This window comes from Niabella drilacis, assembly GCF_900101395.1.
Lineage (GTDB): Bacteria > Bacteroidota > Bacteroidia > Chitinophagales > Chitinophagaceae > Niabella > Niabella drilacis.
Map to the genome: position 1 here is coordinate 312,623 of NZ_FMZO01000002.1, position 13,179 is coordinate 325,801.

Consider the following 13,179-nt stretch of genomic DNA (forward strand, 5'->3'; position numbering starts at 1 on the left):
ACTTTGTTTATTATGCATAATGAGTTGCCGGAGAACGAAAAGGCGCTGGGCATCATCAAGGTCAAAGGGCCGCAAACGCTGCTGGAACTGGCAGCGGAGATGAACATCACGGTAGAAGGGGCCCGCTTCCATTTGCTGAAGCTGGCGAAGGAAGGATTAGTGCAGGCCACAACCGAATCGAAAGGAAGAGGCCGTCCGCAGCAGATATGGGCCCTTACAGACCTGGGGAATGCCCGTTTCCCCGATATGCATGCGGAGCTGACGGTAAAGCTGATCGATTCGGTCCGGAATATACTGGGACAACCCGCGCTGGACAAGATCGTGGCTGCCAATGGCAAAGCAGGCCTCGAACGGTACCTGAAGGAGCTGGAAGAAAAAACGGACCTGAAGGCGAGGCTGAAAGGACTGGCTGCCATCAGGACCCGGGAGGGATATATGGCGGATGTTCAGAAAGACGGGGATGGGTACCTGCTGGTGGAGAACCATTGCCCCATTTGCGCTGCTGCCGCCAGCTGCCAGGGTTTTTGTACAGCAGAACTAAAGACCTTTAAGGCGGTGCTGGGCAAAAAGGTGAACGTGGAACGGGTAGCGCATATTTTGAAAGGAGCCCGGCGCTGTGCTTATAAGATTACCCCGGCAGGGTAGGGATGGGGTTTGATGTTTGAGGTCTTACGTTAGCTCCGTGTTTCACTGCTCACGGATCAGGAGCAGGTCCCAGGGTTCACGTTCGGTTTCACATCATAGCCATCAATCGATTACCCATGAACTATTGACCATCGACTATTGGCAAATGCCAGATCCGGCTTTAAGCATTTTCACGTCTCCACCTGTTCAAATTCTGAGTCTCTTACCGTTCCTGTAATAACGGCTGGCTATAAAGGAAAGGGGAAGCCCAATAGCAAGGATGAGTATTGCTGCGTTAATAAGAACGCCCGAAGCAGAGCCCGGGAACTTCCCGATCCGTGATAAAGGGACCATAATGAGGTTCATGACCGTCCAGATAAAAAGACCATAAAAGATACCGGTGGCTACCCGGTTCTTCCCCAGTATTTTTAGCCGCGGATAGAGCCAGAAGAAAAATACGGTGAAGCTGAATGCCACCAGGTAATGCAACAGGAGCCCGGTTACATACATTTCCGCACCACCCGAAAAAGCCGCCGGCCCGAGTAGGGCACTGGTGATATATTTCAGTATAAACAACGGATCTTTCCCGGTTACTATGTAATAGTGCAGGAATGCCGAAAGGAGATCCAGGGTTCCCACAAGGAATCCCGCTTTTGCGATAACAGTGCTGTTTTTTTTCATATGCTGCCGATTGCTGATGACACGGTAATAAGGGCTCTGAACAGGGAGGCTAAAAGGGATAACCGATACCGATATTAAAGATAAGGTTTTTTTTGCGCCATTCCGGGTCACTGAACCGGACCTGGTCAATCACCCACCGTTCTCCCGGCGGCAGCCAGGGTTTGCGGAAGGGCATGGCCAGGTCGAACCGTACCACGAAGATCGAAGCATCCACTCTTAGGCCAACGCCGCCCCCAACGGCGGTCTGACTTAATACGTTCCCAAAGCGGAACTGGCCTCCCGGGCGGCTGGTATCATTTTTTGCCAGCCAGATATTACCGGCATCGATAAATACAGCCCCCTGGATGATGCTAAACAGCTTTGCCCTCAATTCTGTATTCAGCATGAGCTTTACGTCGCCCCCCTGGTCGGCAAACAGGTCGAGGCTGTCTGTGTTGATATAGAACGTACCGGGCCCCAGCGAACGGGAGCGGAATGCGCGGATGTCATTGCTTCCCCCGGCAAAGAACTGGCGTACATAAGGCAATACGGAGCTGTTGCCATAAGGGATACCATATCCCAGGTTAAGGCGGTTGGCCCATATCAGCCCCGGGTTGATCTTGTAATAATCCCGGAAATCGGCTTCGAGGCGTACAAACTGGTTGGTGATGGTCTGGAAGAGCCGCTTCTTGCCGCTTTCGTCCTTACGCAGGAAGGCATTGATGAGATTACCGGCAGATTCTACTGAACCCATGAAGAGGAAATTATTCCGCAGTTCGGGCTTTACCTGGTTGCTGTAAGTATAGGTATAATTGGAGCCGATGATGAACTGGTTCTCAAAGTTGTTTTTTAGCGTAGGCACTTTTTCCAGCATCCGGTTAAAACTGTCCGTAGTGTTGGCCGTACGGATATAGCTTACGGAAAGCGGGTTCAGCTGGTGCTCGTTGAACTCATTGCCTTTCCATAAATAACCGAACTCTCCTTTCCCCGAAACCAGGGTATAATAGTTGGCCCGGTTCAATAGCTGCGACCCGACGGTGATATGGGTTTTGGGAACATAGGCGTTATGGGTCTTGAACCCGGCAACCGGGATCAGGAAGCGGGGAAACAACAGGCGGGCTTCTGCCCCCAGGGAGTAGGAGGTAAGGTCCTTCTGTTGTCCGCTGAATTGTTTTTCGAACCCCCCGGCAAGGCTCAGGTTGAGTTGCTCCGCTCCCCGGAATGTATTTTTATTGGTGTGGGTTACCTTCACTTCGGATCCTATAAAGTTGTTGGATTTGCTGGTGCCGGTTACGGAAAGGGAAAGCGCGTTCTTCTTTGAGGAAGTAAGCATAAAGTCCACATCCATATTGCTGCTGGTAAGGGTATCCATGGGGGTAAACTCGGCCTTTACAAACCGGAAGGTCCCGATGTTCACCAAACGGTTCAGGCTTAATGCATGGTCAGTGCGGTTATAAGGATCTCCTTTCTGAAAAAAGATCAGGTGCTCAAATAAGCGGGGTTTGTACTTGTGGTTGGGGTCATAGATGGTGAAATCTTTGTACTGCACCGGCTCGGAGGCCCTGGTGAAAGAATCCCGCCTTAAACTATAGTCGGGGTAAATGTTGATGTTGCGGATGAAGTAGGGCTGCAATGCCGCTCCGGGCGTTTCTTTTTTGATTTTCAGATCGATGTCCACCTGGTTGGCGCCAATGGTACTGTCTGCCTGTATCAGCAGGTAGTTAGGGCTGAAGTAGAAATACCCTTTTTCTTTTAGTTGAACGTCGATACGTTCGCGTTCGGCCTTAAAAATATCCAGGTCGTAATAGTCGCCCTGCTTTAACAGTGTTTTGTTCCTGGCGGCATAAATGAGGCCGGAGATCGCACTGCTGCTGTCGCCCGGGAAGGTAATCGCATTTATGGTATAACGCGGGCCGGAGTAGAGCTGGTAGGCGGCCTTGCCGGTTTTGCCCCTGATCGTTGTATCACCGGATCCGGAAGCCTGTAAAAAACCTTTGCTTGCCAGGTAGCTGCTCATGACGTTTACATTATTCTGCAACCGCACCTGGTTCATCAATACAGGAGGCTCTCCCAGCTTGTATTTTATCCAGTACTTAAATCCCTTTTGCTTTTTGGGTTCACTGACAAGATTGTAGAAGAATAATTTGTAACGCCAGCCGAGCAGCTTCTTATTGGGGGCGGGGCGTACCTTTGCTTCCAGCTCTTTTTGAAAATTTTTCTGATCCTTAACAGCCGGTGTATCGGGGTTCAGTTTTACGGTAGCGCCGGTATAAAGCACCTCTCCCGGTTTTAACTTCCTGGTGGTGGAGCAAGAGGTTACCAGTAATACAAGTCCCAACAGGTATAGGAAATAAACGGGCAGGGATGCCTGATCCCGATAGCTATCGGGACTGATGTCTGATGGCTGACAGCTGATCGCTGACTGCCGTGCAAAAAACAAATATGAAAAATTCCGTTTACTCATCTCCCTTGTTTTTTCGGTTACTGCCGCTGAAGTTGCCGCTTCCCCTGCGCTGATCCCGTTTTCTGAAACTGCGGAATACCTCCCCGAATTTATTGTAATCGACCACGATAATAAAACCCACACCGGTTTCGATGATCTGTCCTTCAATGATCCCTTCCGTCTGGTTACGTCGGTAGGCCCGCAGGCGGTAACGTCCGTCGCGGGAAAGCATGTACTCGATATTTACATTGCTGGCCAGCTGCGCTGCATTCTGGTTGGTATTAGCCCCCTCCAGCGCAAAGTTATTGCCCACGGTAACGCTGAGGCGGTCATTCAGCAACCGCTTGGTAAACGCTACATTCAGATCGGTCTTTGTTTTTTCCTGGCCGGTGGAATAGTCTTCCTGCGAGGTAAGGTCGAAGTTTATGTCTACTCCTTTGATCAGGTCGGAGGCCAGGTTATTCAATTGTTCCGTAAGCAGTTTGCTTACACTCTGCCGAGCCAGGGCTCCTGCAGAAGTACCGCCGGCAAGGCTTTCAAATGGGTTGTCGGAAATGAAACGGTTGAGGGCCAGCAGGGCAAAGACCTGTTTATTCAATTCGCTTTCATTGGCATTGATCTGCTGCAGTCGCGTATAAACGATGCCGTTGAATGCGTTGCGTTCGCTTTCCCGCATATCGATCTGGAAGCTGATCTTTGGCTTTAATAATTCACCGCTCATTTTGAGGTATACATAAAAGGGCAGCTTTTGCCGGTACATGGTGCGGTTGGTGCTGCTCTCTGATTCGAGCTGTGCAGCAACGAGGTCAATGGGCGAGGTGTTGACTTCATAAATGGCCGTGATATCGGCATTGGCTTCCGTGGGTGCGCCGGTCCATTGTATGGAACTACCCTGCTGGATCTTGAATTCCCGTTTGGCCAGTCCGCCAATGGTAAGATTATAGCTGCCTTCGGTGATCTCATACCGGCCGGTTAAGGTGGTGCGGCCGCTGGGATCCATTTGCAGGCTGAGATCGGCTTCGCCTTTTACGCGCAGTGCATCCCCGTTTTGCGGGTCCACCACGATGGTGATCTCGGCCTCCTTGTCAATGGTCACGTCTCCCGAGATATCCATGCCCGTGATCGGCGAACGGGTCAGGCTATCAACGTTAACCGGCTGCCGGCCATTGAGCGGCGGGGCATCTTTGTCAATAAATTCAACAATGCCCTCCTGGCTTGATACCAGCGGATCATCATCGGGGATCACGAAGTTGAATTTTGTTCCCTTATTGATCCGCGTTTGCATATTCACCCTGGGCTTGTTTAGATCGCCGGTGATCCGTGCATTCAGGGTGACCAGTACCGTGCCATAAAACAGCTCATTGTCGGCAGCCGTGGAGTTCATGACCCTGAAGTTATTGGCGCGGAGGGTAAGGTTGAAACCGGGATTGGAGAAATCGCGCGTCGTGATCATTCCATCGAGCGTCAGCGGCTGGTTGGAGGAGTCCCGTATGGTAAATTTATTAAAGGAAATACCCGGCTCTGTAAAGCGCACTGTTTCATTTTTGAGCTGGTAGTATCCATTAAGCTGAGCGATATTTAACCCCGCATCTTTGAAGGTGAGTGCGCCCAGGATGGCGGGTTTGCTTACGGGTCCTTTTGCGGTAAGGTTGCCGGTGAGGATGCCTTTACCGTTCCTTACCTGGCCGCCGCTGATGCTTTCAATGTGCTTCAGGTCGATCTTATTTACTGCAATATCCAGGTCAAGCGATCCGGCAGGTTCTGTATAATAAAAACCGGTGATGGCCAGGTCGTGCAGGCCGGATAAGCGAACGTCTGCCTGGTAGGCATTGGCGGTATTGTTGTTTACTTTTATGGAAGCGTTGCCCAGCGCATCTTTCTGGTACCGGAGCTGGTTAATGGTGAGGTCGGCCTCAAACTTCGGATTGGTGGCAATATCGGTTACATCCACCACGCCGTTGAGCTTGCCGCCTACCAGGGCCGTATCCTGGTCTGCATACCGGGTTAAGGTTTCCAGCATAAAGTTGGTGAATTTCACATTCACGGGAGCATTGGGCTGGGTAGACCGGCTGTTGATGGCGAGTGATTGCCCGTTGTTGCTGATCTCAAAATTGCGTACGTATACACCGGCCTTGCCGTATTGGATCAGGTTATCGGGTGCTACCTTCCAGGGATCATAGTTGAGCAGGAGTTTTTGCGGATCCAGGGTAAACTGGTAGGTTTGATCCATGGATTTAAAATGCCCTCCAATGCGGTACTTATCTTTATTGGCGCGGTCTCTTAAAAAGAGGTTTACATCCAGCAGGTTGTTGAGCGCGGCCCCGCTTATCTCCGCATTATACAGATTGACGGACGGGCTTTGGATTTCTTTAATATTCAGCGCATAGTCCAGCTTTGCCGAATCGGTGTTGCCTGCCTTCAACACGATGTCTTTTACGTCGAAGCTATCATAGACCACATGCGGGAAAAAAGCATTTAAATGAAGGCTGTCACTTTGCGTGTTGATGTTGCCGCTGATCGTGGCGGGAGCCAGCGTGGTGAGTGCCGGCACAAATTTTTGAATCAGCTCCGGGTCAGTAATGGCCAGGTGGAACTGCATCTGCTGCGGGGCGATCTTTTTAGTGGGCGCAAATGCATAATATTTATTGATCTGGTTAATGAAGGCCTGGCCGATCTGGGTCAGCTGGTATTTGCCGGTAAACTGAGCCGTCATGAAATCTGATTGCAATGATAACTCATTATGCGCTTTGGTCGCCACCGCGCTGAGCGTTAAAGTGTCTATATTGTAAATGGATCCGTCAAAACCGATCTGAACGCTTTTAAGGCTGGCCGACCCGTTCAGGTAATCCGGATCTAAAGAACTAAAGTCCATATCGACCAGCCCGGCCAGCTTTAACGGCTCGGAATAGAAATTCAGTTTTTGGAGGTCGATGTTTTTCAGGTCGGCCGTTCCTTTTATTGCCGGCGTGCTTTTACCAAGATCTGCTTTTGTGTCCAGCGTAAAATGCGCATTGCTGTCGTTGCTGACGGCCCTCAGGTCTGCGATATTACCGGCATAGGCGCCTTCCAGTCTGATGTCTTTATAATCATACTTGTTATAGCGGGCATGATAAATGGTGCCGTTCAGTTTTGCGCGCATCTTTTTAGGATCCAGGCTCTGCCCGCTTATATTAGCCAGTAAGGAAACGGTTCCCAGTTGCTCCTGCTGTTTAAGCAGGCGTCCCAGGTTAAAGTTATGCAGCTGGATCTTGGCGCGGTAGGTCTCCCGGTTTTTGGGGCCGCCCATGGCCGCCTGCAGGTTCGCGCCGCCCATATCTGTTTTTAATTGCAATGCTGTGGTGAAATTGGTAAGACTCCCGTTGAATTTCCCGGTTGCCGAGAGATAGCCGGGAAGTTCAACGCTTTGCGGCATGGATGTGGAGGGGATCAATGCAAACAGGTCGCTTTTGGATGTCTGCAACTGGCGCAGGTTGAGGTTGAAGATGGTTTTATCGATGTTGGGTAATCCCCGGATCCCACCGGCAATGTCAATACGGGTGCTGTTCAAACCCTGTAGCTGCAGTTTTTCAATATCGAGGTTGTTCAGATAACCGGTAAAGGCTGCTGCAAGGCGAAGCTGCCGGCTCCTGTAGCTGTCCGGTACAGAAGGCAGCAGGTAATAAAGGTCCTGCATCCCGATAATGGTATTGCGGAATTGTACATCCATTTTTACTTTTTCCGGATGCCTGCTCAGATCATCCTGCGATGTATAGCTCAGCAAACTGTTATTGTCGATCTGTGTATGCGGTGTTTTTAAAATAAGCCCATCCACCTTTAATTGCCGGTCATCGTATACAAGATCGCCCTTCAGATCGTTAAGTACAAACCCGCTGGTGTCTTTGAGTTTCCCTCCCCGTATGGCGGCTTTAATGCCGGCGCTGTCGATGGAAATGTTGTTGCCGGTAAGCCCCAGCTCCTTTATGTTGAGGTGATTGAAATCCAGGTGCCCCGGCGTGCGCTTCTCTGCCAGGTTATCATACCGTACCCGGTTGTTTGCCAGGATCAGTTTGCCCAGGAACAGTCCGAAGGAGGAGGAGGCGGAGGCGCTGTCGGCAGCGGTTTCAATGGCTTTTTGATTGGTTGGGGTGGGCCGGTAGGCGAAATCGATCAGGGAGTTCTGCAGCAATACATCCGAAGAATGGTAGCTGCCATTGGTAAGATCGAGGGCCAGGTCTGCCAGTTGTAATGCGTCCAGGTTGGCCAGCGCCCGGGTATCCGACAGCCGGTCATCGTAGTTAAGGGATACGTTATCCAGGGCCAGTTTTCCAAATTCGATGAGCGGGAGCCTGCCTTTTGCTGTTGCGGTTTTGTCGATGCCGGAGTCCACCTTTTGCTGCAATACGGTAAGCGGCTTGTTCTGGAAATAGTGCAGGCGGGTGTTTTTAAGCGCAAGGGCGCTGAGACCGTAATGCATATTGTCCAGGTCGAATGTTTTTACACGGGCATCCAGCCGGCCCAGGTAAATCCCCGCATCATTTCCCACCACGTCATCCTTAAACTGCACCCGGATATCATTCAGTGTGATCTTGTCCAGCCGGAATTTTAATGCCGATGTGGTGTCTTTTTTTTCTTCCTCCGGTGTTTTGTTTTCATTGGATACGAGTGAATCTACGAGGAACTGGTAGTTGAATACCGTATCGGGATGCAGGCGGTATACATTTGCACGTACCGTATTCAGCTCAATATTGGTTACCTCCACGCGGTTGGAAAGCAGGGCCAGCATATCCAGGTTTACTCCCAGCTTTTCTGCATAAAGCAGCGTATCTTTTTTTTTGTCGGCCACAAACAGCTTGTTCAGCTCCAGGTCTTTGGGAAACCCGATGCGGATGCGTTCGAGACTGATCTCGGTGTCGGTCTTCTTTTTAAGGTAGGCGACAACTTTATCTTTAATAAAATTTTGTACAAAGGGCAGGTTCAGCGACAGGATAAGCAGGAGTAGGAGCACAAGTATGCTTGCGAGTATTTTTACAATGATCCTTATGCTTTTTTTTACTGTTTTGTTCAAGTGCGCAATGGGTTAATATAATGAAAGAAAGCGATGCTGCCCTGTTCTGCAAACCTAACAGATTTTCTTAGTTTAAGCCTGCTTTTAAATGAAATTCTCCAAATATTAAACCAAAATAGCACGATCCCTGTAATCCGGCCCCGCTTCCTGAAAAAGTAACCTGCCTGCAGCGGTTTGGCCTGAAATTCGTGGTGTTAACATAACGCATAAGCGCCGGCGTAATTGCAGAAGGGCGGCAGTCATCTGTATGGATATCTGCGGAAAGGTCCTCGCCGGAAATTGCCCGGTGCTCCATAGTATACATTTGTTCCGGTGATTAAAGGGATAAAGCTATTGCACTCTAAAAGTTACGTATCTTAGCCGCAATCAGTTTACATATGAAATTAAAGATCGTATTTCTTTTAGGGATGGTAGTGGCTGCTGTTACCCTTCATGCCCAGCCTGGTACTGCTGAACCCAAAACCAAATGGTTTACGGATGCCCGCTTCGGAATGTTTATTCACTGGGGGCTGTACAGTGCTGCCGAGGGAATGTGGAAGGGAGAGCGCCTGCGGTACAGCAACAATTATGCAGAGTGGATCCGTTACCGGAACCGTATTTCAAAAGAAGAGTATGGTACCCTTGCCAAACGGTTCGACTGGAGCCGCATCAATCCTGAAGAATGGGTGTTGCTGGCAAAAAAAGCCGGGATGAAATACATCACCATCACTTCCAAGCATCATGATGGAGTAGCGCTCTGGAACAGTAAGGTGAGCGATTATAATCTTACCAAACTAAGCGGCACCAACCGGGATGTGATCAAAGAGCTGGCTGCGGCCTGTAAGAAGCATGGTATCAAACTGGGCTTTTATTATTCGCATTGGGTAGATTGGGATCATCCCTACGGATGGGATCATAATAAGGAACTAACGGGGATCAGGGATGAGGACTACAATAAATACTGGCAGGAGAAAGTAATTCCACAATTGAGGGAATTGCTGACCAATTATGGGGATATTGCGATGTTCTGGTTTGATATGTGGATGGGTTATGATAAAACCGTGGTGAAGAAGGAGCAACTGGACCAGGTGGTTCGCCTGATAAGAACGCTGCAGCCGAACTGTTTGATCAATTCCCGGATCGGTTTGCCGGCTTCTGATCCCGGTGTGGATTTTGAGTCGAAGGGCGATAATGAATTTGGTTCTGTTTATACGGCACACCCCTGGGAAACCTCGGGTACCATCGCCCATTCCTGGGGATATTATGGCCAGGAAAACGAATGGAAGTCTACCAGCCAGTTGCTGCAGTCTTTAATTGGCAATGTAAGCCTCAACGGCGATTTTACACTGAATATAGGACCGCGTGCAGACGGGTCGGTTCCTTACGAAGGGGTACGCCGCCTGGAAGATATGGGCCGGTGGCTTTCCAGGAACGGGGAGGCCATCTACGGTTGCACGGGACTGGAGCTGCGGGCGGGGCAGCACGACTGGGGAAGGATCACTACCAAAACAGTAAAGAATAAACAATTGGTGTACCTGCATGTATATAACTGGCCACTGGATAAAGTACTGCGTGTTTCTGGTATTTTATCCAGGCCGGAGAAGGCGGAGCTTATTACTGCCTCGGGTAAGAGGCCGCTGCGGTTTACACAGAATGGGCCTTTAACGCATATCCAATTACCGGCAGCGGCTGCGGATCCTTTTGTATCCGTGGTGGTGCTGCAGTACCCCGAACCCGTGACGCTGGACGGGGAGATGGTACCGGAATCTACGTTTGGCGGTTTTGCGCTGACGGCCACCAATGTATGGGAGCATCCGCCGGGTTTTAAACTGGCCCGTTACGACGGGCTTCGCCCCACGCGCCTTGTTGTGGACAGGGAAGGCACCCTGGCCTGGGAAGTATATATACCGCAGGCAGGTAATTACCAGGTAGACCTGTCTTATCATAATCACTCAAAGGAGTCCGTAGGTATCGAGGTGCTTGTTAGCGGGCAGCACCTGGAACAGCAACTGAAACCATCCGGTACCGTAGTGGCAGAACCGCATTCGAGCTATACTGATGAATTTGCAGACACCCGCCTGGGGCAGCTGCATTTTCCGAAGGCAGGATTTTACCAGGTCTCTTTTAAAACAGCCAGCGGCACCATGGGGCCGCTGTATTTTAACAGGATCTGGATCAGCAACACGGCGCAGTAGTGCTTTTGAGCTATTGCGTTTTCCGGTAATTCCAGATGGCCAGGGCATTGAGGCCAATGGCAAATAATGACTCATAAATAAGGATCGGGGATATATCGCCGAGGGTGCTTCCTTTCAGGATGATCATACGGACGGCTTTCATAAAATGGGTAATGGGCAGAAAGGCGGCTACAGACCTTGCCCATGCCGGCATACTGTCCACAGAAGTGAAGAGGCCGCTCATCAGAACAAAGATCATAATAAAAAAGAAAGCAATAAACATCGATTGTAGCTGATTGTTGCTGATGGTGGATACCAGCAGGCCAAAGCCCAGCAGGGCCACCAGGTAAACAGCGGCAAGCAGGTACAACAGGATAAGACTTCCCACCGGAACGATCCCGTAAAAAAGCCGGGCCACCAGCAGCCCGATGGTCAGTACGATCATGCCAACAACCCAAAAGGGGATCAGTTTTCCTAAAATGAACTGCCATTTTTTTATTGGGGTCACATTGATCTGTTCAATGGTGCCGATCTCTTTTTCCCGTACGATGTTCAGCGAAGAAAGAAATCCGCCTACCAGTGTCAGCAATAATACCAGTACGCCGGGAACGATGTACCAGGTAAACCGCTCATAGGGGTTGAACCAGGCAGTAGAGGCGATCTCGATCCCTGCAGGAGATGCCACCGGCTGACCGTTGCTCATCAGCCGGATGTCCCGGTTAAAATCCCTGATAACGGTGAGCAGGTAGGAGGAGCCGATCCCGGATTTGGTACCGTTAATGGCATCGGCTGTTATATTCAGCGGCTGGCGGCCTTCTCTTACGAGATTGCGCTCAAAGGATGCCGGTATTTCCAGGATGATATCAGCAGTGCCGTTCTCCAGGGTAAACAGGGCCTGTTTATAGGCGGGGGCTACGGTTACGATCCTGAAATATCCGGATGCGCCTATTTTGGAGATCAGCTTTTGCGCATAGGTGCTGTGGTCCTGGTCAACGATTGCAAGGTTGATATTCTTTACATCAAGGTTCATGGCAAGCGGCAGGATGCCTAACTGGATCACCGGCAGCATAAACATCATCGCCAGGATGGTCTTGTCACGGAACATCTGGCGAAATTCTTTCTGTAATATAAAGCGGAGCGTTCTCATGTTAATCTGATTTGGAACCGTTTTACGGTAATGGTCAACAGCAGGATGGTCATTAGGCAAAGGACACTCATCTCCTTCCATACATAGGCTAAGCCCAGGCCTTTAAGCATTACTGATTTTACGGCGGAGTAATACCATTTGGCAGGAACCAGGTTGGAGATCCATTGAAAGGGCAGCGGCATATTCTCCAGCGGGAAAATGAACCCGGTAAAAATGATCGTTGGCAGCATCAGTCCCATCATGGATATAAGGAGCGCTACCTGCTGCGAGCTTGTGGCATTGGAGATCAGCAGTCCGAAGGAGAGGCTGGTAGCAATGAAGAGGAGCGTGATCACGAAAAGGAGCAACAGGCTTCCTGCCAGGGGAACGTTTAAAACATAAACGGCCAGCAGGAGAATGACCGAGAAGTTCGCCAGCGACAGCAACAGGAACGGAACTGCTTTGGCCACCAGTACCATTGCCGGTCTGAAGGGGGATACCAGCAGTATTTCCATCGTGCCGGTCTCTTTTTCCCGGACCACCGCTACAGAGGTCAGTGCGGTGCAAACGATCATCAGGATGAGTGCCAGTACGCCCGGTACAAAATTGATAGAGCCATTACCTTCTTCGTTGTATAGCATGCGCAGCTCCGGTACAATGGTAAACGGGGCCAATGCCGCTGTTGAATGTTCCTGCCGGAAATCCTGTACAATGGTGCTGAGATACCGGGTAATGGTTTTTGAAATATTGGGTTCGGACCCGTCTGTGAGTACCTGGAACCCGGCCCGCTGTATTTTGATGAGATCGTTGCTGAACCCGGAAGGGAAGATCAGGGCGGCTTTGATATGTCCTTTTTTGAATTCGTTTTCTATTTCAGTAGGTGACAGCTGTTTTTCCTGCACATTGAAAAGCGCTGATGCTTGTAGCCGGGCAGTAAGCTGTTGAGCCAGGAGATCGCCGGAAGTATTGATAACAACAAGGTCCACATTTTTGACTTCACTGGTAAGCGCATAGCCAAACAACAGGATCTGTACCAGGGGCAGTCCAAACAGGATGAGGAGGGTGCGCCTGTCGCGGAAGACGTGGTAGAATTCTTTGCGGATAAAAACGAGTAGCTGTTTCATCTTCT

7 protein-coding genes are annotated in these 13,179 nt (G+C 50.3%); 2 read left to right on the forward strand and 5 right to left on the reverse strand.

The window, feature by feature from the left end; genetic code table 11:
* The first annotated feature begins 12 nt into the window (after nucleotides 1-12).
* Complete coding sequence (locus BLS44_RS04695; RefSeq protein ID WP_090388884.1) at nucleotides 13-645, forward strand: helix-turn-helix transcriptional regulator; 633 nt, start codon at nucleotides 13-15, stop codon at nucleotides 643-645.
* A 186-nt stretch (nucleotides 646-831) separates the two neighbouring features.
* Here the strand turns inward: BLS44_RS04695 and BLS44_RS04700 are convergent, their stop codons facing one another.
* Genes BLS44_RS04700 through BLS44_RS04710 form a run of 3 tightly spaced genes read right to left on the reverse strand, consistent with a single transcriptional unit; the run spans nucleotide 832 to nucleotide 8,771 of the window.
* The gene (locus tag BLS44_RS04700) at nucleotides 832-1,305 is read right to left on the reverse strand and encodes a hypothetical protein (protein ID WP_090388885.1); all 474 of its coding nucleotides are present in this window, start codon (nucleotides 1,303-1,305) and stop codon (nucleotides 832-834) included.
* Nucleotides 1,306-1,354: 49 nt separating this feature from the next.
* Nucleotides 1,355-3,748: a translocation and assembly module lipoprotein TamL gene (gene tamL / locus BLS44_RS04705; RefSeq protein WP_245729103.1), complete on the reverse strand. Its 2,394-nt coding sequence runs from the start codon at nucleotides 3,746-3,748 to the stop codon at nucleotides 1,355-1,357.
* Nucleotides 3,741-8,771, reverse strand: coding sequence for a translocation/assembly module TamB domain-containing protein (locus tag BLS44_RS04710; protein WP_090388886.1), 5,031 nt, complete (start codon nucleotides 8,769-8,771; stop codon nucleotides 3,741-3,743). The genes tamL and BLS44_RS04710 overlap by 8 nt, the downstream gene beginning before the upstream one ends.
* A gap of 377 nt (nucleotides 8,772-9,148) precedes the next feature.
* On the opposite strand from BLS44_RS04710, the gene BLS44_RS04720 reads away from it, so the two are divergent.
* The gene (locus BLS44_RS04720) at nucleotides 9,149-10,945 is read left to right on the forward strand and encodes an alpha-L-fucosidase (protein ID WP_090388888.1); all 1,797 of its coding nucleotides are present in this window, start codon (nucleotides 9,149-9,151) and stop codon (nucleotides 10,943-10,945) included.
* 10 nt (nucleotides 10,946-10,955) lie between these two features.
* Here BLS44_RS04720 and BLS44_RS04725 read toward each other — a convergent pair whose 3' ends face one another.
* On the reverse strand, nucleotides 10,956-12,071 hold the full coding sequence (locus BLS44_RS04725; protein WP_090388889.1) for an ABC transporter permease: 1,116 nt from the start codon (nucleotides 12,069-12,071) through the stop codon (nucleotides 10,956-10,958).
* Nucleotides 12,068-13,174, reverse strand: a complete 1,107-nt coding sequence (locus tag BLS44_RS04730; protein ID WP_090388890.1) for an ABC transporter permease — start codon at nucleotides 13,172-13,174, stop codon at nucleotides 12,068-12,070. Before BLS44_RS04730 ends, BLS44_RS04725 begins: the two co-directional genes overlap by 4 nt.
* Nucleotides 13,175-13,179 lie beyond the last annotated feature (5 nt).

Coding starts and splice junctions, on each gene's coding strand:
- BLS44_RS04695 (WP_090388884.1), top strand. CDS start 13: ATGCATAATGAGTTGCCGGAGAACGAAAAGGCGCTGGGCATCATCAAG.
- BLS44_RS04700 (WP_090388885.1), bottom strand. CDS start 1,305: ATGAAAAAAAACAGCACTGTTATCGCAAAAGCGGGATTCCTTGTGGGA.
- tamL (WP_245729103.1), bottom strand. CDS start 3,748: ATGAGTAAACGGAATTTTTCATATTTGTTTTTTGCACGGCAGTCAGCG.
- BLS44_RS04720 (WP_090388888.1), top strand. CDS start 9,149: ATGAAATTAAAGATCGTATTTCTTTTAGGGATGGTAGTGGCTGCTGTT.
- BLS44_RS04725 (WP_090388889.1), bottom strand. CDS start 12,071: ATGAGAACGCTCCGCTTTATATTACAGAAAGAATTTCGCCAGATGTTC.
- BLS44_RS04730 (WP_090388890.1), bottom strand. CDS start 13,174: ATGAAACAGCTACTCGTTTTTATCCGCAAAGAATTCTACCACGTCTTC.